Origin of the sequence: Clostridium sp. SGI.024, from assembly GCF_050315195.1 — a bacterium.
Lineage (GTDB): Bacteria > Bacillota > Clostridia > Clostridiales > Clostridiaceae > Clostridium.
The window spans coordinates 88,287-111,204 of record NZ_JBNPON010000005.1 but is presented as its reverse complement, the minus strand read 5'-3'; the positions used below and the strand labels follow the sequence as shown (position 1 = coordinate 111,204).

Annotated in this window: 22 protein-coding genes; 20 read left to right on the top strand and 2 right to left on the bottom strand. The window is 26.1% G+C overall.

From position 1 onward, the window contains the following. The first annotated feature begins 191 nt into the window (after positions 1-191). The 9 genes from ACQRD5_RS03190 (at position 192) to ACQRD5_RS03150 (ending at position 8,054) form a co-directional block, all read left to right on the top strand. Complete coding sequence (locus tag ACQRD5_RS03190) at positions 192-965, top strand: histidinol-phosphatase (protein ID WP_320901502.1); 774 nt, start codon at positions 192-194, stop codon at positions 963-965. 79 nt (positions 966-1,044) lie between these two features. Continuing rightward, on the top strand, positions 1,045-1,680 hold the full coding sequence (locus ACQRD5_RS03185) for a hypothetical protein (RefSeq protein WP_291626772.1): 636 nt from the start codon (positions 1,045-1,047) through the stop codon (positions 1,678-1,680). Positions 1,681-1,689: 9 nt separating this feature from the next. Continuing rightward, complete coding sequence (locus tag ACQRD5_RS03180) at positions 1,690-2,241, top strand: hemerythrin domain-containing protein (protein ID WP_291626770.1); 552 nt, start codon at positions 1,690-1,692, stop codon at positions 2,239-2,241. Positions 2,242-2,301: 60 nt separating this feature from the next. After that, a complete protein-coding gene (locus ACQRD5_RS03175) occupies positions 2,302-2,484 on the top strand; it encodes a DUF1858 domain-containing protein (RefSeq protein ID WP_291626768.1) in 183 nt (60 codons plus the stop codon). A gap of 176 nt (positions 2,485-2,660) precedes the next feature. Continuing rightward, positions 2,661-3,419, top strand: a complete 759-nt coding sequence (locus tag ACQRD5_RS03170; RefSeq protein WP_291626766.1) for a hypothetical protein — start codon at positions 2,661-2,663, stop codon at positions 3,417-3,419. A 181-nt stretch (positions 3,420-3,600) separates the two neighbouring features. Beyond that, positions 3,601-4,110, top strand: a complete 510-nt coding sequence (locus ACQRD5_RS03165; protein WP_320627863.1) for a DUF4489 domain-containing protein — start codon at positions 3,601-3,603, stop codon at positions 4,108-4,110. Positions 4,111-4,373: 263 nt separating this feature from the next. After that, on the top strand, positions 4,374-4,919 hold the full coding sequence (locus ACQRD5_RS03160) for a DUF4489 domain-containing protein (protein ID WP_294362824.1): 546 nt from the start codon (positions 4,374-4,376) through the stop codon (positions 4,917-4,919). 233 nt (positions 4,920-5,152) lie between these two features. Further along, a complete protein-coding gene (locus ACQRD5_RS03155) occupies positions 5,153-6,292 on the top strand; it encodes an aminotransferase class V-fold PLP-dependent enzyme (RefSeq protein WP_427746507.1) in 1,140 nt (379 codons plus the stop codon). Between the two features lie 61 nt (positions 6,293-6,353). Continuing rightward, entirely contained in the window at positions 6,354-8,054 is a 1,701-nt protein-coding gene (locus tag ACQRD5_RS03150; RefSeq protein WP_291626760.1) for a flavin monoamine oxidase family protein, read from the top strand. A gap of 135 nt (positions 8,055-8,189) precedes the next feature. On the opposite strand, the gene ACQRD5_RS03145 is transcribed toward ACQRD5_RS03150, so the two are convergent. Next, positions 8,190-8,954 carry a hypothetical protein gene (locus ACQRD5_RS03145; RefSeq protein WP_291626758.1) on the bottom strand — a complete coding sequence of 255 codons (765 nt, stop codon included), beginning with the start codon at positions 8,952-8,954 and terminating at the stop codon, positions 8,190-8,192. Positions 8,955-9,170: 216 nt separating this feature from the next. Between ACQRD5_RS03145 and ACQRD5_RS03140 the strand changes: the two genes are divergently transcribed. The 4 genes from ACQRD5_RS03140 (at position 9,171) to ACQRD5_RS03125 (ending at position 13,892) form a co-directional block, all read left to right on the top strand. Next, a complete protein-coding gene (locus ACQRD5_RS03140; RefSeq protein WP_291626756.1) occupies positions 9,171-10,997 on the top strand; it encodes a hypothetical protein in 1,827 nt (608 codons plus the stop codon). 72 nt (positions 10,998-11,069) lie between these two features. Further along, positions 11,070-11,339: a DUF3343 domain-containing protein gene (locus ACQRD5_RS03135; RefSeq protein ID WP_291626754.1), complete on the top strand. Its 270-nt coding sequence runs from the start codon at positions 11,070-11,072 to the stop codon at positions 11,337-11,339. A gap of 20 nt (positions 11,340-11,359) precedes the next feature. Continuing rightward, positions 11,360-12,826 carry a YncE family protein gene (locus ACQRD5_RS03130; RefSeq protein WP_291626752.1) on the top strand — a complete coding sequence of 489 codons (1,467 nt, stop codon included), beginning with the start codon at positions 11,360-11,362 and terminating at the stop codon, positions 12,824-12,826. A gap of 1 nt (position 12,827) precedes the next feature. Next, complete coding sequence (locus ACQRD5_RS03125; protein ID WP_320901497.1) at positions 12,828-13,892, top strand: hypothetical protein; 1,065 nt, start codon at positions 12,828-12,830, stop codon at positions 13,890-13,892. Between the two features lie 25 nt (positions 13,893-13,917). Here the strand turns inward: ACQRD5_RS03125 and mnmH are convergent, their stop codons facing one another. Further along, the gene (mnmH, locus tag ACQRD5_RS03120) at positions 13,918-15,024 is read right to left on the bottom strand and encodes a tRNA 2-selenouridine(34) synthase MnmH (RefSeq protein WP_427746506.1); all 1,107 of its coding nucleotides are present in this window, start codon (positions 15,022-15,024) and stop codon (positions 13,918-13,920) included. Between the two features lie 150 nt (positions 15,025-15,174). Here mnmH and ACQRD5_RS03115 point away from each other — a divergent pair, with 150 nt between their 5' ends. The 7 genes from ACQRD5_RS03115 to ACQRD5_RS03085 all read left to right on the top strand — a co-directional run bounded on the left by ACQRD5_RS03115 (position 15,175) and on the right by ACQRD5_RS03085 (position 22,909). Next, a complete protein-coding gene (locus tag ACQRD5_RS03115; RefSeq protein WP_291626741.1) occupies positions 15,175-15,495 on the top strand; it encodes a rhodanese-like domain-containing protein in 321 nt (106 codons plus the stop codon). Positions 15,496-15,676: 181 nt separating this feature from the next. Further along, positions 15,677-17,374, top strand: a complete 1,698-nt coding sequence (locus ACQRD5_RS03110) for an FAD-dependent oxidoreductase (RefSeq protein WP_291626739.1) — start codon at positions 15,677-15,679, stop codon at positions 17,372-17,374. Between the two features lie 253 nt (positions 17,375-17,627). After that, on the top strand, positions 17,628-18,362 hold the full coding sequence (locus tag ACQRD5_RS03105) for a glucose 1-dehydrogenase (protein ID WP_291626737.1): 735 nt from the start codon (positions 17,628-17,630) through the stop codon (positions 18,360-18,362). Between the two features lie 331 nt (positions 18,363-18,693). Further along, on the top strand, positions 18,694-19,941 hold the full coding sequence (gene pepT, locus ACQRD5_RS03100) for a peptidase T (RefSeq protein ID WP_294170587.1): 1,248 nt from the start codon (positions 18,694-18,696) through the stop codon (positions 19,939-19,941). A gap of 199 nt (positions 19,942-20,140) precedes the next feature. Next, on the top strand, positions 20,141-21,235 hold the full coding sequence (locus ACQRD5_RS03095) for a sensor histidine kinase (protein WP_291626725.1): 1,095 nt from the start codon (positions 20,141-20,143) through the stop codon (positions 21,233-21,235). A gap of 8 nt (positions 21,236-21,243) precedes the next feature. Next, on the top strand, positions 21,244-21,876 hold the full coding sequence (locus ACQRD5_RS03090) for a response regulator transcription factor (RefSeq protein WP_291626723.1): 633 nt from the start codon (positions 21,244-21,246) through the stop codon (positions 21,874-21,876). A gap of 100 nt (positions 21,877-21,976) precedes the next feature. Further along, complete coding sequence (locus tag ACQRD5_RS03085; protein ID WP_291625657.1) at positions 21,977-22,909, top strand: ABC transporter ATP-binding protein; 933 nt, start codon at positions 21,977-21,979, stop codon at positions 22,907-22,909. Positions 22,910-22,918 lie beyond the last annotated feature (9 nt).

Below are 22,918 nucleotides of genomic sequence, written 5' to 3'. Positions count from 1 at the left end.
TAATACTTTGTAAGTGCATTTATTTTATTATAGTATAATAAAAGGCTATAGTTAATAAAAAAATATAATAGAAGAATTTATAATGGGGAAAATTTGGTCTAAAAGAAGATTTTTATTATTTGCTGATTTTTTTATTTATGTGTTATTATAAACATAATTTAAACATAATTAAACAAGGGACAGGTGATAATATGAAAACTAATTATCATACACATAATTATAGATGTAATCATGCAGATGGTACTATTGAAGACTATATTAAAGAAGCAATAAGAGAAGGATATGATGAAATAGGAATATCTGACCATCTACCACATCCAGGAAAGAATATCGATAATGAAAATAGAATGAATTATGAAGACTTGCCTATATACTTTAAAGAAATAGATGATTCAAAGGTAAAGTATGGAGATAAAATATCTATAAAAAAATCAATAGAATGTGAATACTTTGAAGATTATCATTGGTTATATAATGAATTTAGAGAGAAATATAATGTTGACTATTTAATACTAGGTGTACACTTTTTCCCATATAAGGGTCAATGGACATATGTAGGGGGAATAAAACTAACTCCACAAATATTAGATATTTATATTGATTATGTTATTAAGTCAATGGAAAGTGGATATTTTGATTGTTTAGCTCATCCAGATTTATTTGGTGTTAGATATAGAGATTGGGATGAGCATGCAATTAAAGCCTCAAGGAGAATTTTAGAAGCAGCAGAAAGATTGAATTTCCCAATAGAAATAAATATAAATGGCTTTAAAAGAGGGAAAGTTAAATATAATTTAGGGGAAAGATATTTGTATCCTATAGAAGAATTTTGGAAGTTATCTAAAGAGTATAATGTAAAAAGAGTTTTAGGAGTAGATGCACATTTACCTGAGGATTTAAGAAATAGATATATGGGAGAAGATTTTGCAAAAAAATTAAATTTAGAATTAATAGATAAGTTATAAATTGTAACTTATGTTACCGAAAGTCTATAATACATATGGTAAACTATCTTTAGAAAATAAAAATACTTGGAGGAAAGATATGAGCTTATTTTTAGGAAAAATACATTATTGGCTATTTAATAAGATAGTTTGGTTTGAAGATCTTGAAGAGGAAATAATTAATTTAGCTAAAAAGGAAGGGTTAGATGTAGAAGTACTATCTACTGAAATTAATAATAGATACGGTGAAAAATTACCTAAGCTTCCTTTAGAAGAAATGATAGATACTTCCAATATACATGGATGGCTTCAAGATAAAATCCATTCTGCAGAATATAGACTTGCAACATGGACTGTTAATATTTTAAAAAAAGAAGGTAGTGAAGAAAAGTTAAAAGATTTATATATAGAACAAGGTCTAAAAGCAGCAAATGAAGTTATAAAATCAGAAAAAGCAGTAAATGATGCTTTAGATATATATAATGCAATTAATGACTATATTTTAGATGGAATGCCATGTGATAGAGTGAATGAAGTTATATCACAAGAAGAGGATAAACTGATTTGGAAAAGAAGAATTTGTGTTCATAAAGAACTTTGGGATACTGTAGGTGGAGATGTTAACTTATTTTATAATCTAAGAGACTTATGGATAAAATCATTTGTTAATAAGATTAATAATAATTATAAGTATTGCATTTTAGAAAATAATGAATTTTCTATAGAAAGAGTATAGGTGACAAATATGGATGCAATAGAATTAATGATGGAAGAACATAAAAATATAAAGGTTATGCTAAAGATAGTAAGAAAAGCATGTTACTCTATATTAGAAGGAAAAGATGTTAATTTTGATGACTTCAATAAAATAATATCTTTTGTAAGAAATTATGCAGACTCACATCATCATAAAAAGGAAGAAATAATGCTATTTAATAGAATGGTAGATGAAATAGGAGAAACTGCTGAAAAAGTTGTTAAATATGGAATGCTAGTTGAGCATGATTTAGGAAGACTATATATAACAAGTTTAAGTGAAGCTTTAGAAAATTTTAAAAAGGGAAATAATGAAGCTAAGCTTGATATCATTGCAAATGCAGTAGCTTATACTAATCTTTTAGAAAGACATATTCACAAAGAAGATAATATAATTTACAAGTTTGCACAAAGAGAATTAAAAGATGATACTATTAAATTAATCAATAAGGAATGTAACGAATTCGAAGATGAATTTTTAAATATAAAAGATGAAAATTTATCTATTTTAGAAGAATTAAAAAATAAATATTGCTTATAACAATTAAGATATTTTAAAATAAATATTGTATCTAAAATAATATAAGGATAGGTGAAAAGTATGATAACTAAGGACATGACAATAGGTGAAGTTGTAAGAATGAAGGAAAATGCTCCTGAAATATTAATGAGTTTTGGAATGGGATGTATTGGATGCCCATCAGCACAAGCAGAAAGCATTGAAGATGCAGCAAAGGTTCATGGATTAAATTTAGAAACTTTATTAGAAGCTTTAAATAAGTAATTTTAATAAAAACTGTACCAAGCAAATAATGTTTGGTACAGTTTTTTTTGTAAAAAAATAAATAAAAAATTTAGCATAAGACAATTAAATATCACATCTTTTATAATACATCATAATATGTACTATAATTACAAAAATCATTTTATAGTATTGTAGTTTTTATGAAAGGAGAATATATGTCCATTAACTTTAAGAAATTCGTGCCACGACCTGGACTAGTAAATAAGCAAGGGCGTTTACCAGATCCATCAGAGTTAGTTTGTATTGAAGTTCCAAAGGTTTTTGATCAATGCTTAATAAAGAGATGTTTAGTATATGCTGACGGACTAGATTCATTAACTACTGATGAAGAGTTAAGAAGCAATCCTTTAGTAAATCCTAAAAGATATCTTTCAAGTAGGGACTTTAGAGTAAGACTATTATCAGTTGATAAGATTCCTCTTAAGGGGGACCCAAACTTTAAAAAATTAGTTCTTAATTATGTTATAAGCTTTTATTCAGATTATATTGATAATAGTGGCATAAACCAAAGTGAATTTTATGAAATTCATAGAACAGATATTGTTGGAAGGTTCTATTGCCCAGATTCTATTGCTCAAATTTCAGCAAGTAGTGACGAAGATGTTACTTGTGAAGAATCTAATATAATTAAGCTTGAAATGGTAGCTGAGGCTTTAGATGGACAAATAATAGAAGATGAGGCTGGAGATGAAGTTTTAGATATTACTTTAGGCTATTTTATAGTAGTTAAATGCCAATTATTAGTTCAACTATTAATTCCAGCGTATGACTACTGCCCAGTTCCTAGAGAAGCTTGTGAAGAAGAACCTGAAGAAGATCCATGTGAAAGATTTGAAAGATCTCCAATTCCTAAATTCTATCCAGATCAAAATTTAGAGCCATTATTTCAAGAATGTGATGATGAAGATAGATAATATAGAGCAGAAGAACAAAAGAAAAATATAAAAATATAGTGTAAGACAGAAAAATAATAAAAAGAAATAAAAAACTATAAATACTAAATTATAAATATTTTTATTAAATAAAAAAGATTTACTAAATAAAAAAGAGGAGGATTCAATTTATGAATTCAATGTCAAGATGCTACCATGAGCCTTGTGGAAAAGAAATAAGAAGAGAAGAAAAAAATGCCCAACAATAGTTAAATGTGGATGTCCTAGTACTATACAATTACCAGTTTTAACTACTGGAACTACATCTATAACAATTGCTTCTATTAATTTAGATACTTCTTGTTTATGTGATCCAGTTGTTAGATTAAGTTTTTCAGCTGCTTTTACTTCAACTGTTGCATTAACTACTGGAGGAGTAAGTTTGCAAGTATTTAAGCAATGTGGAAATCAACTTCTTCCAACTCCAATTGGACCTTCATGGCCAGTAGTTGGAGCATTAACAACAACTACACTTACAGGCGCAATATATCCTTCATTTAATATTTGTGATAGCGATAGTTGTAATAACGATTGCTGCACTTACACAGTAGTTGCAACAATTACTGGTGTTGCAGCAGCTACAGCTGGAGCAGCATTTAATAATGCATCATTATCAGCAATAGCAACTTGTAAAAATAGTTGTCACAAATGTAGAAGAGATTTTGATAGATAGTTATATTATAAATTAATAATATGTAATTTGCAGTAAATCTCGAGATATTTCCCAAGATGGACTAGTCATCTTGGGATTTTTAAAATAAATATTACTATAATTAATCTTGAAATGGTAGCTGAAGCATTAAATTAAAAAATTAAGTTGGTTATAAAGTACAGAAGATGATTTATGTAAGAAAACTTAAATGGTAACAGGTAAAACGTTATATTAAAAGAATGTTAAATTATAATTATTTCTATTATTAAAGGGAGGATTCAATGATGAATTCAATGTCAAAATATTATTATGATTCTTGTGGAAAAGAAAGAAGAAAAGAAAGAATAGAAGAAAAATGTCCAACAATTATAAAATGTGGATGCCCAAGTTCAGTTACAATTCCAGCTGGTACAGCAGCAGGAGCTACTCCATTTACTCTTGCATCACTTACTTTAGATACTTCTTGCTTGTGTGATCCAACTACTAAGTTAGAATTTGCAAGTAATATAGTTGTTCCTACAGGATTTACATCTGGAGCAATTAATATACAAATATTTAAACAATGTAGATGTCAATTAGCTCCAGTTCCTGTTGGACCAGTATGGAGTTTTATACCAGCAGCAGGATCAGCAGGAACTTTTTCATTCTTTATTTGTGATTCTGATTCATGTAATAATGATTGCTGCACTTATACAGCAGTAGCAACAGTTACTACTGCAATTGGTACAGTTGGTCTTCCTATTAACAACGCTACACTTGGAGCAATATCAACATGTAAGTCAAATAGATGTAATGAATGTAAAAGAGAACACTATTACGAAGAATATTAATTAAATACTATAATATAAAAAATAATATATATTATAATTAGTATAAATTGAATCCCAGATATGGATTTTCATATCTGGGATTCTTATAAATTTATAGAGATATTATTATTAAATCTCCAGGTGTTTTTCATTAGGAGATTTATTTATTAGGTAAAGAGATTTATATGTATAATAAGAACTAAAATTTAATAGCATTAATATAATATACTAGAGTATTAATAAAAGGTGGTAAAATGATTTATTTAGATAATGCAGCTACCTCTTTTCCAAAGCCCTCTAAGGTATATGAAGAAGTAATTAATTGTATGAAAAACTATTGTGCAAATCCAGGAAGAGGTTCTCATAATATGGCAATTAAATCTGCACTTAAGGTAATGGAGTCAAGAAATTTAATATCTGAAATTTTTAATATAAGAAATCCTTTCAATATAGTTTTTACACATAATGCTACGGAAGCCTTAAATATAGCAATTAAAGGATTATTAAAGAAAGGAGATCATGTTATTAGTACAGTTCTTGAACATAACTCTGTTCTTAGACCATTGAATTCAATGGCTAAACATGGAGTAGAAGTAACATTAATATCATCAGACAAAGCAGGATTTATAAATCCTTTAGATATAAAAGATGAAATAAAATTTAATACTAAAGCAATAATAATTAATCATGCATCTAATGTACTAGGAAGTATACAAGATATTAATAGCATAGGCAAAATTGCAAAAAAGTATGGAGTTAAGTTTATAGTAGATGCATCTCAAAGTGCAGGCTCCATTAGTATAGATGTGGAGAGAGATAATATAGATTTATTAGCTTTCCCAGGACATAAGGGGCTTCTTGGGCCACAAGGTACAGGAGCATTATATATAAGAGAGGGAATTGAACTGAAATCATTTAAAGAAGGAGGAACTGGAAGTATATCAAACTCTATAGATCAGCCTAAGGAATTACCTGATAGATTTGAAAGTGGAACTTTAAATACTCCAGGAATAGTAGGATTATGCGAAGGGGTAAAATTTATAAAAAAAATAGGAATAGAAAATATCTATAATGAAGAAATGCAATTAATGGACCAACTTATAAGAGAATTAAAAAATTTAGACTTTGTAAAGATTTATGGAAGTACTTCATTAAAAAATAGATTATCAGTACTATCTATTAATATAGAAGGTATTGATGCTTCAATTGTTGGTGAAGAGTTAAATGATGCAGAAATTGCTGTAAGAACAGGATATCATTGTGCTGCATTAATTCATAAAGTTATTGGAACAGAATATATAGGAACAGTTAGAATTAGCCCAGGATGCTTTAATACATCAAAGGATATAGATGAATTTATTAAAAATATTATAAAGATTTATAAAGCAAAATAATAAATCAATAAGTACATATATATTATATATGTAAATAATAGCATTAGGATGTGAAGTGCTGATGGAAGAGTATAATTCAAGAAATAAGAACCTTTTAAATACACCTAGTGATTATGATAGATATATTGCTCTTGAAAATGAACTTAAGAAAGAAAATAGAAAGGAAGATTTAGAAAATATAATAAAATTATTAAGTCCTCCAGAAGATATAACAAGTATATGTAATAGCAATAATGGAAAAGGAGTAAAGATAGCAATAGTTGGTGCTGGGGAAGCTGGGCTTGTTGCTGCTTATGAGTTAAAAAAGATTGGTTGTAATATTACCATTTTTGAAGCAAGTAAAAGAGTTGGAGGAAGGGTTTATACTCATTACTTTGATAGATTAAATAAGTATTACGGAGAATTTGGAGAAAGTAGTATTCCAATATCTCACTATACAACATGGCATTATATTAATCTATTTAATTTAAAAACGTACCCTTGCATTAATAAAAATCAAAATTTTTATTTGAGAAATAACTTTTCTTATAATACAGAAAAACAAATATCAAAAAATATTTTACCAAAGTATACTTTAACAAAGATAGATAAAATAAAATTAAAAACTAGAGAGCATTTAAATATATATAATAAATATTTAATGAAATTAACTGTAGAGGAAAGAAAAGAGCTATTAGAGATAAAAAAGAATTATTCAAAGAAAATAGTAGATTTAGATAAATTAACATTAAAGAAAGCTTTTCAGTTAGAAGGTTTTAGTAGAGATGCTATAAATCTCATAGGATATATTAATGGAATTAAAGAATGGTATGATTTTAGCTTAATAGAATTTTTACACAAACAATATACTTTAGATTTTAGTAATAATTATAATATTTTAGGTGGAATGATAAAATTACCACAAGCAATTTATGGTGCAATAACAGAAGAAAATTCTAAATATTATTCTAACATTAGTAAAGAAGAGTTAGGAGAGGCTAATGTTAAATTAGGCTATTCTGTTGAGGAAATTTATTATAAAAAAGATAAGATAGGTATAAGATATCTAGACTTAGAAAATAAATTAGAATCAAATGAAGATTTTGATTTTTTATTAATTACAGTACCCTTTAATAGTATAAAGAGGATAAAGGGTATTTCAGTCTTTAGTAATGATAAATTAGCAGCAATTGATGAGATAAAATTAAAAAATTCTCAAAAAATATATTTATATGTGAAAGAAAGGTTTTGGGAAAAAGGAGTAAATAATAAAAGAATAATAGGGGGAAAGACAATAACAGATTTGCCTATTTATTCTGTTGAATATCCTTTAAATAGTGAAAGTATTTATTTTGATGAAAATAATAAAGCTTGTGTAGATATAAGAAGATCTTTAAAGAAACCAGGCATATTGCTTGCAAGCAGTAGTATTGGAGATAAAGCAGATGAATTTTCTTACTTAACTGATGATATAAAAATAAATGATACTATAAGATATATTGAAAATATTCATAATTTATCAAAAGGATATTTAGATAATATTTTATTAGATTATAAGTCATTAGTTTGGTCTGATGTGCAATATATATGGGGATTTTCTACTATATATAAACCTGAAGATAAAACTTTATATTCTTACTCTAGTATAAGCTCTGAACTTAATAATAGAGTTTTCTTTGCAGGGGATAGTACAAGTACTAAGCATGGAACTCAACAAGGAGAGTTGCAAAGTGGGGTTATAGCTGCAAATAATATAGCTAAAGAAATTTTTAAAATAAATTAAAAATGGAGCTGATAAAGTTAGCTCCATTTTGCATTTTAGTACATAACTATCATATATTTTATTTACTTAAGTACTTTTATAAAAGTATAAAAATTATTAGATTAATTACTACCTCATAAGTAGAAATAAAAAATATTAATTTAAGGGCTCTTCCTCACAGGAATCATTGTCTGGGAATAATGGATCTAAATGTTGATCTGGATAGAACTTAGGAATTGGAGCCCTATCAAATACTTCACATGGATCTTCTTCAGGTTCATCTTCACAAGCAACTTTTGGAACTGGGCAATAGTCATAAGCTGGTATTAAAAGTTGAACAAGTAATTCACATTTAACTACAATATAATAACCTAATGTAATATCTAAAAATTCATCACAATGTTCATCTGTAACTATTTCACCATGTAATACTTCTGCAACCATTTCAAGTTTAATTAAGTTATTATCACAAATTTCATCACCTAGCGTAGTTGTAGCTTGAGATATTGAATCTGGACAATAGAATTTTCCTATTGTATCAGTTCTATTAATTTCATAATATTCGCTCTTAGTTTTTCCATCACAGTCAAGATAATCTGAATAGAAGGATATTGTGTAGGTTAATACTATTTTTTTATAGTCATGATGTTTTTTAATTGGAATTTTATCTACATTGTTTAGAGTTAATTTAAAGTCTCTACTTGAAATATATCTTTTTGGTGATTCAAGTGGGTCACTTCTTAATTCGCAATCAGTAGTGTTTGTATCTGGACCATCACAATATACAAGACATCTTTTAATTAAGCATTGGTCAAATACCTTAGGTACTTCTATACATACTAATTCAGCAGGATCAGGTAAGCGGCCTTGTTTGTTTACTAGTCCTGGACGAGGCATAAATTTTTTAAAGTTAATGGACATATAGACTCTCCTTTATAAAATACTAAATTATCATTTTACTACTCACAATATATGATATGAAATAGTAATGAAGTGGTGATATGAAAAATTGATCATTGGAAAAGTTTTTTATAGTTTAAAACAGCATAATATAAAATAAATATAAATATACTTTTATAGATGGTTTATGTATATATTTTTTCATATAGATTATTTATATAAAAAGGAGAGGTGAGCATGAGAGGGTTATATCCATGGCTATATGTTGACTACAAAGATAATTTATGGAGATTTTCAGTAAATGACAATAAAGAGTTAAACTATAGAATTATGTATACAGAAGGAAAGTGGACAAAAGAAACCTTAATCGACAGTAGGGTAACAGGCTTTGGATTATTTATAGATGACAGCGAAGGAATACACTTAGTATATTCTAATACTAAAGGTGAATTAAGATACTGTACTATGAAAGATAAAAAATGGGTTGGTAAGGTCTTAGATAAAATAGAAGACAATAATTATATTATTGAAAATATTAAAATCAAAATAATTGGCACAAATATGCATATTTTTTATTCCTTAGCTAGTGAAGATGGCAGTGACCATGGGATACTTATGCATTGTATATGGGATGGAAATAAGAGCAATAACAATAAATTACAAGATATAATTTTAAAACCAAACTTAAAGGAATACTACCTAATTAATTTAAGTAATAATAATGAAATTTATTTATTTTACTTATCAGACGAAGGTGATGAATTATCTTTAAATTACTCAATTTATCAAAATAGGCAGTGGTTACCTTCTAATAGGCTTTATGGAATACAAGGAGAAGAAGTATATTTTGATGTAGAGTTAGATAGAAAGAATATTCATATTTTAAATAGATCTAAAGAAAATTCATATTACTTCTTAGATCATGTGATAATTGATTCAACAGGAAGGTTTAAATACTTTAGAGTATATGAAGGAAAAAACAATATTAGTGAACCTTTATTAATTAATATTTGGAATAAAACATATTCTTTTTGGATTGAAAATAATGAAATTTTCTATTCAATTTTTCTTGGAGATAAGTGGGAATCAGAGAAAAAATATATTAGAGATAAGAATATAAAAATAGAAAGGTGTAATGCTTATATAAGTGAAGTTAAAGAAGGAAATATAAAAGGAAAAAGCATTTATGCTACAACAGGATTAGATATATATTTATATGATCCTAAAGATTTAATAGTAAGTGAGAAAAATGAATATGGCAATTCATTAAAAAATATTAATAGAGATATTTCTAGCATTGGAGATATTGAGAAAATAAAAGCAGAACTATATAGAGTAAAAGAAGAAAATAAGGAGTTAGAAGATAAGTTATATCATCAAAATATATTATTGCAAAAAAATCAACAGGGAATAGAAAAATATAGTCAGCAATTAGCTAGAGCTTTAGAACAAAAAAGAAAAGCTGAAGAAAATAGTAATATTTTTTTAGAATTACAAAAAAAAATACAAGGTGATAATGAAAAATTAAATGAGGAAATAGAATCATTAACCAATGAAATAAATTTATTAAATATAGAAAAAGAAAAATTAGCACACTTAATAAATTTATATCTTGATGAGATTGAATTTCTAAAAAATGAGATAAAAAATATTAATTTTAACTTATCTCAAAAGGAAATTACAATGGATGAATATAATGGACTTAAACAAGAGATATCCTTATTAAAAGAAGAAAATGATAGATTAAGAAACAATATATCTTTATCACAATCTGAAAAGGAAAAGATTGAAGCTGATTTAAAAGAATATTTAGATGAAACAAATTTGCTTAAGGAAGAGTTAAATAATATTACTCAGGAATTAATAATAAAGGATAGGAAGATTCAAGAAGAAATTGATTTAAAAAGTACACTAGAAAATAAAAATAGAATAATTTTAGAAGAAAATTTGTTAATAAAAAAAGAAGTATCTTCCTTAATAGAAGAAAATAAGAGGATTAATGAAGAATTTGAAGTAGAGAAAAATAAATCTGTAATGGAAAAGCTACTTAGAAAAAGGATATAACTTTAGTGGGAACGTATAAAAAATAATATCATAAAATGAAAATATATATTGCAAAAGGAATTGGAGAAAATTATGAAAGTAGATGAATATGACTATATAATGGTTTTTACTTCACATTATAGAGCTCTCTATATATATGATAGATTAAGGCTTAAAAATATAAAAACAAAGCTAGTAACAGCTCCTAACAAGATAAATATAAGTTGTACACAAGCTTTAAAAATTAAAGAAGAGGATAGAGAGAATATTAAGATAGAGATTGATAGAAATAATATTTATCCAACTGCTGTATTTAAAATTATAAAGAATGGTAAAGAAGAGGAGTATGAATTAATAGAGTAAGAGGGAGGAAAGAGGAATCCATGATTAATGCAATAAGTAAAAGTATTATTTATGTATCTAACTTAGGAACTAATAAGATTTCTATAATCAATGGTGAAAGTTTAAGTATTATAGATGAAATTAAAGTTGGACCAAGACCCTTTGAAATAGCTTTAGATAATAAAAATAATATATATATTGCTACTGATAGGAATGATAGGATTACTATTATTAATAGTGTAACTAAAGATATAAAAACTTTAAATATTCCTAATAACGGTCATGTAAAAGTGGATTCCATCTCTCAAAAAATTTTTATTTCAAATATTGAAGAAGTATACATATACAGCTTAAAAGAAAATAAGATAATTGATAAAATAAGTGGATTTATTGCAATTGATAGTATTGAGATAAATAAGGATGGAAGTAAACTTTTTACTTTAGATATTTTTAAAAATGAAGTAAAGATTTATGATACAGAATCACTAAGACTTATAAAAACTTATAAAAATATAGGTGAAAATCCAAATTGTTTTTGTATCGGAGAAGAAGATAGATTTTTGTATATAGGCAATAAAGGTATAAGCAAATTAGGACTTAATGGTAATTTAGCATTAATTGATCTTAATACTGATGAAATATCATATATAAGCTTTCCTCCAGGATCTAATATTACATCTATTGAAGAAAATTTTGGAATACTTTATATTGTGAATTCAGGTATTAATAGAATAGAAATTATAGATACTTCAAAAAATAGTATTATAGGTAATTTGAAAACTTCTTTAAGTAACCCTCAAAAAACTAAACCTTTAAAAGATAATGATATACTTTTAGCTACTAGCAAGGATAATACTGGTAGAGGAGCATTGGATTTAATAGATATTAATAATAAAAAAATAATAAATACATTAAAATTTATGGAGAAAGATTCAAGTCCTTATGATATAGTAGCTATTCAAAAAGATTCTTATAATAATGATGATATATTAAGTAGTAACAAGTCTAATATTGATAATAATTCAGGTGAAGTTATTTTAGCTAATAAAGTATTATCTACTTACAAAGAAAAAATAATTTTTCAGCAAGAAAAAATTGAATTAAGTAATGCAGCAAAAATAAATATAGAAGAAATAAGATTTGAAAATTGTAAGGTTATTGAAGAAAGTAAGAATAAAGAATATATAAGTAATAAGGAAGATTATATAATACTGTATTTTGATTTTATAATTCCATATTATATAAAATGCATTGATTCTAATAAAGAAATATTAAATATAAAAGGTAATTTATGTGGAAAACAAAAGGCTATTTTATATATATCAAAAGAGGAAAATGATGATTTGGATTTTATTGTGAAATCCTCTAGTAAAATTATGTCTTTTCCATATATAAAGGATAGTTTTATTATTTTTGATGTAAGTTCTATTATTTCAACTTATGCAATAAAAGAAGAACTTATTTTTATACCATCTAAAGAAATTAAAGATAAGTTAAGTGAGGTATAAAATGAAAAACAAAGAATATAATAATTTTTTATTAAGAACTAAAGATAAAAGATTATTAAAGTTTTACTACAAAGAAAAAGTAGGGATTATTTATGAGGAGCTTATTGAGAATAAGATTATAAACAAGAAAATAATAACTAAAGGATGCCTTAAATATTTGTATGTTGTTGAAGATTATAATAGGAATATCAATTTAATATATCAAGACTTAATAGGCAATATTATTTTGTGCACTTTAAATAGTGGAAATTTGATATACAGTACTATTTTTTATATTAAACATAAATTTATCACTCCAATTAATATTAAAGCTATATTATTAAAAGATATATTTTTTATTTTCTATACTTTAGATAGCGATTCAACTTCAATATATTTCCGTAATAATATTAATTCCCAAAGCTCAATAATATATAAAGAAAAAAATGACATAGATATAAACTATAAGGTTTTATATGACAAAGAATATATATCTTTAATAATACTTAGTACTTCCTTTAATATGTTCAAAATAATACTTAAAACATATAACATAAAGAGTAATACTTGGCTTATGGATAAAATTATTTTCATTTCAAATCACTCATATATAGATGCGTCCTTTTGTATAACTAATAATAAAATTCATTCCTTATTTATTATTAATGAAGAAGGAAAAAAAACATTGATTTACAAGTACAATTCTTTTAAAAGTAGTATATATAAACAAAGAGAACTTAATATATATGACGATGAAAATTTATCATCTTGCTTACTTCTTGAATTAAATAATGTGATATATTTGCTTTGGATAAGTAAGAAAAATATATATGGTTGTTATTCTCAAGATTTTGGAGAAAGTTTCTCTAAACCAGTAATTTATATAGAAAATATAGAGAATTGTATAAGAAAAATAGAATTCATTGATGATGGAAAATTTAAAGAAATATATATTAATGATAAAAATGAAAAGGCTACATTGTTTTTTGAAGAATTATTAAAATACAGTTATTCTTTTAATATAGATTACAAGGAAATAACGTATAGTATTAAGGATAATAGCAAAATATTGCAATTAAAAAAATAAATAGTGGCTGCTTAGGCAGCTCTATTTATTTTAAGGTATTTAAATAATCTTTTACATCTTTATAATTTCCACTAAAAATAATTTTATCTTTTACATTGTTTAAAGAATATTTATAAAGAGGATCATAATATTCCTTTAAAAATAATTCAATCCAGTATTTATGATAATCTATGTTTCCTGTAGATAGCTGATTTTTATAAGCAAATTCAAGCTCATCTATAACTTTTTTAAATTTATCTCCACCTAATCTCTTTTTTAATCTTTCCATACTAGAATATATATAATTAAACCATTCGCTTAAACCATTTTCACATCCATAAATGTTTATGTACTCACCTTGAGATTCAATAACATATTCTTTTAATGTATTTTCTATTCGTTCTTCAAGGCTTGAAGATAAAAGAACTATATTTCCAGAGTGAAAATAGTTAAAAAACTCTTGGGGAATAAAGTTTTTACCTATGTTTTTTCCTTCATCTTCGAAAACTAAATGCTTATAACCTATATTTTGTTTTTTTATTAAATCATAAGCTAGAGTGTTTTCAAAGTTTATTTGAGTAGGTTGTGAAGTAACATGAGAACCAAAGGAAGAACCTCTATGATTAGCGATTCCTTCTAAATCTATGGAGTTTTTAACTTCTTTTAATAATTTTGTTTTTCCTGAACCTGTATAGCCAGTTAGAACTATAGGAGTATAGTTTTGATTTTCCTTTGATAAGGAATCTAGTAAGTAGTTACGGAAAGCTTTATAACCTCCTAATATTCTTTTTATATCTATTTCTAATTCTTCATTTATCCATTCTTGAGCTATTCTAGATCTTGAACCACCTCTAAAACAATAAACTACAGTAGTTGGATTTGCTTTTATAAAGCTTGTCCATAGTGATACTCTTTCATCTTTAATTTTTCCGGAAATCATATTATATCCAAGCTTCGTAGCTTCTTCATTACCTTTTTCTTTATAACAAATACCAATTATATGTCTTTCTTCATTATTTAATATAGGGATATTTATACTATTAGGAAAAGCACCTTTTTCATATTCTATAGGTGCACGGACGTCTATTAATGGAATATCATTTATTACTATATTTTTAAAATCACTAGTTTGATATAAATTTTTATCTATCATAATTTCTACCTTCTATGCAAAAAAATTTTTCAATATTAAAATTATATATAAATAGTTAAAATATTTCAATTATTGTGACTTAGTTACATAAAAATTATTATTTTTGATTTAAAATATAATTAATAAAGAAATTACATAGGAGATGGTTAAATGTTTGGTTTATTTAATAGAAGTACAGGAAAGGTTATAAATGTTAATGATATTGATAATTTAATTGGTAAGATTAACTTAATTGATATAAGAGAAGCTTATGAATATAGAAGTGGAAGTATAAAGACAGCAAAGAACATACCAATGGGAGAACTTTTAGAAAGCCCTGAAAAATATTTAAATAAAGATAAGGAATATCATATTATTTGTCAATCAGGAGCTAGAAGTGCTAGAGCTTGTAGTAAATTAATAGGCTTGGGCTTTGATGTTGTAAATGTATCAGGTGGCGTAGGTTCTTATGTTGGAAGCAAGAGAAAATAGGCGAGAAGTAATAAGTAATAGGTAAAAAGTAAGAGGTAATAAGTAAGAAGTAATAGGTAAAAAGTAAGAGTAAGAGTAAAGAAATAAAAATTAAGAAAACTTAGCATGCTAAGTTTTTACAAGAACTATTAACTCTTGGTTCTTCACTATTAACTATTCACTAATTTTAGGAGGTTTTAGGATGAAAAAAATATTAATAGTTGGTGGAGTTGCAGGTGGAGCTTCAGCAGCAGCAAGATTAAGAAGATTAAGTGAAGAGGATAAAATTATTATGTTTGAGAAGGGACCTCATGTTTCTTTTTCAAACTGTGCTCTTCCATATCATTTAAGTGGATTAATTGATGAAGCTGATAAGTTGGTTCTTATGAGTCCAGAAAAGTTTCAATCACAATATAATATTGAAGCAAGGGTAAATAGTGAAGTAACTTTAATAGATAAAGAGAATAAGGAAATTGAAGTTAAAAATTATTTAACTGGAGAAACTTATAGGGAAAGTTATGATAAGTTAATCTTATCTCCAGGGGCTAAGCCTATAGTACCTAATATTCCAGGTATTGATAAGGTTAATGTATTTACAATTAGAAATGTTGTAGATATAGATAAATTAAATAAATTTGTTAAGGCTCTTGATGCTAAAGACGTAGCAGTAATAGGTGGTGGATTTATAGGAGTAGAAGCTGCTGAAAACTTAAGAGAAGCAGGCTATAATGTTTCATTAATTGAAGCATTAAATCAAATATTAAAACCTTTTGATTATGATATGGTTCAAATATTACATAAGGAAATCTATGATAAAGGAATTAATTTAATTGTAGGTGATAAAGTTGAAAACTTTGAAGAAAATAAAGTGGTTTTAAATTCTGGTAAGAAGATTAATGCAAAAGCTGTGGTAATGGCAATAGGTGTTTCTCCAGAAACAACTTTAGCAAAGGAAGCAGGACTTGAAATCGGAGTAACTGGAGCTATAAAAGTTGACTCTAATTACAAGACAAGTGATGATGATATATATGCAGTTGGTGATGCAATAGAAGTTTATCATGCATTAACTCATAGCACTACAAAAATATCACTAGCTGGTCCAGCTTTGAAGCAAGCAAGATCTGTTGCAGATCATATAAATGGTAAAAAGGGAATAAATAAAGGTTATATAGGATCTTCAGCTATAAAAGTATTTGATTATAATGCGGCATCTACTGGATTAAATGAAGGCCTTATAAAAGCTTTAAATATGAATATAAATTATGATATAGTAAGATTAATAACAAATGATAAGGTTGGAATTATGCCAGATGCAAAACCAATGCATTTTAAATTATTATTTGAAGTGCCAACAGGAAAGGTTTTAGGAGCACAAGCTATTGGAATGGGTGATGTAGCTAAGAGAGTTGATGTAGTTGCTACATTAATTAAACTAGGTGGTACAGTGGAAGACTTAAAGGATTTAGAACTTTGTTATGCTCCACCATATAGTACAGCTAAGGATGTTGTAAACTATGCTGGATACATTGCTTCTAATTTATTGAATGGTGATTTCAAACAAGTTAATGTAGATAAAGTAAGAGACTTAGTAGAAAGTAATGCTTATATTATAGATGTAAGAGAAGTTAGAGAATATGAAAATGGACATATAAAAGGAGCAAAGAATATCCCATTAAGTCAATTAAGAGAAAGAGTTAATGAAATACCAAAGGATGTTCCAGTTTATTTACATTGCAGAACAGGTCAAAGAAGCTATAATGCAGCTTTAGCATTACAAAATCTTGGATATAAAAATTTATACAATGTAACAGGTAGTTTCCTAGGATTATCATTCTATGAATATTATAATGATGTAATTACAAATAGAGAAAGTATAGTTACAAAATATAATTTTAGATAATATCAAATTCAAATAAATATTAATACTACTACTGTAGGTTGTCGCATTATTATTTAGTGAGACAACCTTTTTTTATCTAGATATATTAGAAACTTGGATCATTAAAATAAAATTAGGAAATATAAGATACCACTTTTGTTAAAGTATTTGCTTTTTATATTTCTAATATATTTGAGAATTAGAAGTAGGATAATAAAAACTAATAAATGTATATATAATATAAATTTTAAAATTAACTAAGGAGGATTTATGAATGAAACGTTTAAAAAATAAAATAGCTATTATTACAGGAGGAGCACGTGGAATGGGAGCATCTCATGTGCGATTATTTGTAAGGGAAGGCGCAAAAGTTGTTTTTACAGACTTGAATGAAGAAGAAGGTAAATTATTAGAAGAAGAATTAGGTAGTAATGCAAAATTCATTAAACATGATGTTACTGATGCTTCAGGTTGGAATAAAGTTGTAGAAGAAACTGAAAAAATATTTGGACCAGTTAATATTTTAGTAAATAATGCTGGAATATCTATGAATAAATCTATTATAGAAATGACTGAAGCAGAATATAGAAAAATAGTAGATATAAATCAAGTATCTGTTTTTCTTGGAATTAAGGCATTAACTCCTTCTATGAAGAAAGTAGAAACAGCTTCAATAGTTAATATTTCATCTATGAATGGAATGGTAGGGGGTGCAATTGGATACACAGATACGAAGTTTGCAGTTCGTGGAATGACAAAGGCAGCAGCACTTCAATTATCACCATATGGAATAAGAGTTAACTCAGTACATCCAGGTATAATAGAAACACCAATGGTTACTGAAGGAGAATCCTATGAAGTAATTAAGAAGTTTGCTAAGCAAATTCCAATGAGAAGAATGGCTAAGCCAGAAGAAGTTTCAAACTTAGTTCTTTACCTTGCTTCAGATGAATCAAGATATTCAACAGGATCTGAATTTATTATTGATGGTGGATTAACTGCAATGTAGATTAAGTGAATATCTAAGTAATTGTGTTATTATTGACTACAGTACTTTGTTTTCTAAATTGCTACTAATATAGAGAATTTAAGTTTATCTAAATGAATTTCATAAATAAAACAGGAGCTACCACTAAGGGATATTAATTCGATAATGTGATAGCTCCATATTTTTATTAGGTAAAGGGACTAATTTAACATTTATTTTATGTTTTTAATAATATTTTATAAAAATATTTTACTGTACTGTGCTAAAATATAGAGTATAAGATAAATAATGTAAAAAGTATTGTTTTATTTAAAAGTATAATTTATATAAATAAGTAATAAAACAATGTAGAATGGAGAGTGACACTATGAAAAAAGTAGAAGAAAGATTTTTAGAATATGTTAAGTTAAATACAAAATCAGATGAAACAACAAGAGTAACTCCAAGTACTAAAGGACAATTAGTGCTTGCTGAAATATTATGTAATGAGCTAAAGGAATTAGGACTAAAGGATGCAAGAATTAGTGAGTATGGATATGTATATGCAACTTTAGATAAAAACTGTAATAAAGATCTACCTGCTATAGGATTTATAGCTCACATGGATACAGCACCTGATTATAGTGGAGAAAATGTAAATCCTAAAATAGTAGAAAATTATGATGGTGGTGATATTAAATTAAATGATTCTGTAGTTTTATCTCCAAAATTCTCACCAGAATTAAAACAATATATAGGGCAAAGGCTTATTACAACAGATGGAAATACACTTTTAGGAGCAGATGATAAGGCTGGAATTGCAGAAATAATGACAGCAGTTGAGTACTTAATTAATCATCCTGAAATAGAACATGGAGATATAAAGATTGGTTTTACTCCAGATGAAGAAATAGGAGAAGGAGCAGATCATTTTGATGTAGAAGGCTTTGGAGCAGATTTTGCATATACTATGGATGGTGGAAGAATAGGTGAATTAGAGTTTGAGAACTTTAATGCTGCAGGTGTGAAAGTTAAGATCACAGGAGTTAATGTTCATCCAGGCTATGCTAAAAATAAGATGTTAAATTCTATTATGGTAGCAAATGAATTTATTAATAGTTTGCCACTAGATGAAGTTCCAGAAAAAACAGAAAGATATGAAGGCTTTTATCATCTTACAGATATAAATGCTACAGTAGAAAATTCAACATTAAATTATATTATAAGAGATTTCTTTACAGAAACTTTTGAAGCAAGAAAAAATAAGATGAAAGAAATTGAAAAAGAATTAAATAATAAATATGGTGAAGGTACAGTAGTTGTTGAAATTAAGGACCAATATAGAAATATGAAAGAAAAAATAGAACCTGTAATGCATATAATAGAAAATGCAAATGAAGCTATGATAGAAGCAAATATAACTCCTAATATAAGACCAATTCGTGGAGGTACAGATGGTGCAAGATTATCGTTTATGGGATTACCAACTCCAAATATCTTTGCTGGGGGAGAAAACTTCCATGGAAAATACGAATATGTACCAGTTGAATCTATGGAAAAAGCAGTAGAAGTAATTATTAATATAGTAAAACGCTATGGAAAATTTTTTAATGCAAAATAGAAAGTTAAAGTGAAATAATTAAAGAATTAAAAAATGAAAGAATGGAATAATTCAGGAGAAAACTCCCTAAAAGGGAGTTTTTCTAAAATAAATTTAAAGTAATTTTCAACTTATTACATCAACAATTCTTTATTAATTCTTCATTCTTTATTTTACATTCTTAATTTTTCTTGGGGGTGTTATAATTAAAAGCTATGATTTGTTTATTTTACTTAAGCTTATATTAAGTGTATATGTAGGGTGGACAAGTATAGAAACTAATAAGATAAGCTTAGTAATAGTTTTATTTATTCTTTTATATCTTATAGTCATATTTACAAAAGAAATTGTAATAAGACATGGTTTTTTATTTAAAATATTATCTTTAGTAGAAGCTATTATCGTTATTGTATTTGCTACTAATTATATAAATTTATCAGTATTAATGCTCAGCATTTTATTAGTGGAATTTTTTCAAAAAGAAATAAAGAATATATATTTGGGAATAGTATTAGCTAATATACCTTTAATTTTTTTACTAAATGATAAAAATTTTAAGAATGTAGTTATAATTTTAATTATTATGTTGATCTTTATATTAATTTATGAAATACAAGAGAATAAAATAAAAAAAATGAATGAAGTAGAAGAAAATTATAGAAAGACAATATATAATTTACAGAAAAAAATAGCAGATGAAAGAGATATAGAAGAGCAAATTCTTCGCACAGCAAGATTAGAGGAAAGAAATAATATATCTTCAAGGCTACATGATAAAATAGGTCATACTATTTCTGGAACATTACTTCAATTAGAGGCAATTAAGTTTATTATAGATAAGGACAAAGAAAAAGGATTTTCTATGTTAGACTCTTGTACTAATAATCTAAGAAAAGGTATGGATGAAATAAGAATGACTTTAAGAAATATAAAGCCTTCTGAAGAAGAACTTGGAATTAATAGAATAAAAAAAATACTAGATGAAAAAATTAAAGGTACTAAAATAAAGGGGAAAGTAAAATATATTGGAAATTTAGATAAAATTACTGCAAGTTTATGGATAACTTTTATGCATATTATAACAGAATTAACTACTAACTCTATTAAATACTCTAATGGTGATTTAATAGAAATTAAAATAGAAATTTTAAATAAGTTTATAAAGTTAGAAGTTAAAGATAATGGCTTTGGATGTGAAAAAATAAAAAAGGGCATTGGATTAAGAAATATTGAAGAAAGTGTAAGTAATTTAAATGGTAAAATAATAATTAATAATGAGGATGGCTTTGAGGTTATTATTTTAATTCCATATTAGGGGGAAGTATGAGTATAAAATTGGTAATTGCTGATGATGATGAATTAATTAGAGAAAGTTTAAAAATTATTTTATCTTATGATAATGAAATTGAAGTTGTAGATACTTTTGAAAATGGTAAGGACTTAGTAGAGTTCTTATTAAGAAATACTATTGATGTTGCTTTAGTTGATGTTAGAATGCCATTAATAAATGGAGTAAAAGCAACCTTAGAAATATCTAAGAATACAAATACTAAAGTAGTAATTTTGACTACTTTTGATGAAGATGAATATATAAGCGAAGGAATAAGAAATGGTGCAAAGGGATATTTACTTAAAAATACCAAACCTGATAAAATAATAGAAACCATAAAGCTTGTTAATAATGGAATAGCTGTTATTCAAGAAGAAATATTAAATAAGCTTAGCAATAATTTAATATCATCAATAGATAAAAAAGAAAAAATAGATGAGAGTATTTTTACTGAAAGAGAATTAGAGGTAATGAAGGCAGTTTCAGAAGGATTAAGTAACAAAGAAATATCAAAGAAACTTTATATTTCAGAAGGAACGGTTAAAAATTATATAACATCTATATTACAAAAAACAAATTTAACTCATAGAACACAAATTGCAATTTATTATTTAAAAGGAATTTAAGCAATATATGACTTATGTCATATATTAAAGATGACCTTTGCTAGAGTTTTAGCAAGGTCTTTTTTTGTATAATAAAATTAAAGAAGGTGGAGGGATAAATATGAAGGTTATAGAAATTAAAGATTTAGTAAAAAAATATGATGATAATATTGCTGTAGATAATATTAATTTATCCATAGAAGAAGGAGAGATATATGGAATTTTAGGACCTAATGGAGCTGGAAAAAGTACAACAATTAGTTTAATTTGTTCATTATTATTTCCTACTTCAGGAGAAATCAAGATACTAGGAGAAGATATAAGAAAAAGTAATAAAAATATTAAGAAATCTTTAGGTCTAGTTCCACAGAATATAGCAATTTACAGAGATTTTACTGCTTATGAAAATGTTAAGTTTTTTGGAGAATTGTATGGGTTAAGAGGAAAAAAATTGAATGAAGCAATTGATAATGCTTTAGAATTTACAGGGCTTTTAGATGTTAAAAAGAAAAAAGCAGAAGAATTTTCGGGTGGTATGTTAAGAAGATTAAATATAGCTTGTGCAATAGTTCATAGTCCTAAAATATTAATAATGGATGAGCCAACAGTAGGAATAGATCCACAATCAAGGAATAATATTATGCAAGCTGTAAAAAGATTAAATAAAGAAGGGGTTACAATAATTTATACTACTCATTATATGGAAGAAGCAGAAAGCTTATGTACTAAAATTGCAATTATAGATAAAGGTAAGATTATAGTTGAGGGAACTAAGGAAGAATTAAAAGATATAGTTAGTGATAAAAAAATATTTAGCTTTGGAGTAGAGGATATTTATAAGGTTAATTTAGAAAACTTAAAAAATATTGAAGGAGTTATAGATATTTCTATTGATAATAATGTGATTATTACATCAGCAAAGGAAGTAAATAATATAAGTAAGATAATTAAGGAAATATCTAATGAAGATTTAATTATAAATGATATAGGCTTTAAAGAAATTACCTTAGAAACAGTATTTTTATCATTAACCGGAAAAAAATTAAGAGATTAGGAGGAGAAG

What these genes read in the sequence shown, in the direction of transcription:
- ACQRD5_RS03085 (WP_291625657.1), top strand. Translation starts at nt 21,977, where the DNA reads ATGAAGGTTATAGAAATTAAAGATTTAGTAAAAAAATATGATGATAAT.
- ACQRD5_RS03170 (WP_291626766.1), top strand. Translation starts at nt 2,661, where the DNA reads ATGTCCATTAACTTTAAGAAATTCGTGCCACGACCTGGACTAGTAAAT.
- ACQRD5_RS03115 (WP_291626741.1), top strand. Translation starts at nt 15,175, where the DNA reads ATGTTTGGTTTATTTAATAGAAGTACAGGAAAGGTTATAAATGTTAAT.
- ACQRD5_RS03130 (WP_291626752.1), top strand. Translation starts at nt 11,360, where the DNA reads ATGATTAATGCAATAAGTAAAAGTATTATTTATGTATCTAACTTAGGA.
- ACQRD5_RS03110 (WP_291626739.1), top strand. Translation starts at nt 15,677, where the DNA reads ATGAAAAAAATATTAATAGTTGGTGGAGTTGCAGGTGGAGCTTCAGCA.
- ACQRD5_RS03135 (WP_291626754.1), top strand. Translation starts at nt 11,070, where the DNA reads ATGAAAGTAGATGAATATGACTATATAATGGTTTTTACTTCACATTAT.
- ACQRD5_RS03125 (WP_320901497.1), top strand. Translation starts at nt 12,828, where the DNA reads ATGAAAAACAAAGAATATAATAATTTTTTATTAAGAACTAAAGATAAA.
- ACQRD5_RS03175 (WP_291626768.1), top strand. Translation starts at nt 2,302, where the DNA reads ATGATAACTAAGGACATGACAATAGGTGAAGTTGTAAGAATGAAGGAA.
- mnmH (WP_427746506.1), bottom strand. Translation starts at nt 15,024, where the DNA reads ATGATAGATAAAAATTTATATCAAACTAGTGATTTTAAAAATATAGTA.
- ACQRD5_RS03155 (WP_427746507.1), top strand. Translation starts at nt 5,153, where the DNA reads ATGATTTATTTAGATAATGCAGCTACCTCTTTTCCAAAGCCCTCTAAG.
- ACQRD5_RS03150 (WP_291626760.1), top strand. Translation starts at nt 6,354, where the DNA reads ATGGAAGAGTATAATTCAAGAAATAAGAACCTTTTAAATACACCTAGT.
- ACQRD5_RS03090 (WP_291626723.1), top strand. Translation starts at nt 21,244, where the DNA reads ATGAGTATAAAATTGGTAATTGCTGATGATGATGAATTAATTAGAGAA.
- ACQRD5_RS03140 (WP_291626756.1), top strand. Translation starts at nt 9,171, where the DNA reads ATGAGAGGGTTATATCCATGGCTATATGTTGACTACAAAGATAATTTA.
- pepT (WP_294170587.1), top strand. Translation starts at nt 18,694, where the DNA reads ATGGAGAGTGACACTATGAAAAAAGTAGAAGAAAGATTTTTAGAATAT.
- ACQRD5_RS03160 (WP_294362824.1), top strand. Translation starts at nt 4,374, where the DNA reads ATGAATTCAATGTCAAAATATTATTATGATTCTTGTGGAAAAGAAAGA.
- ACQRD5_RS03190 (WP_320901502.1), top strand. Translation starts at nt 192, where the DNA reads ATGAAAACTAATTATCATACACATAATTATAGATGTAATCATGCAGAT.
- ACQRD5_RS03105 (WP_291626737.1), top strand. Translation starts at nt 17,628, where the DNA reads ATGAAACGTTTAAAAAATAAAATAGCTATTATTACAGGAGGAGCACGT.
- ACQRD5_RS03145 (WP_291626758.1), bottom strand. Translation starts at nt 8,954, where the DNA reads ATGTCCATTAACTTTAAAAAATTTATGCCTCGTCCAGGACTAGTAAAC.
- ACQRD5_RS03185 (WP_291626772.1), top strand. Translation starts at nt 1,045, where the DNA reads ATGAGCTTATTTTTAGGAAAAATACATTATTGGCTATTTAATAAGATA.
- ACQRD5_RS03180 (WP_291626770.1), top strand. Translation starts at nt 1,690, where the DNA reads ATGGATGCAATAGAATTAATGATGGAAGAACATAAAAATATAAAGGTT.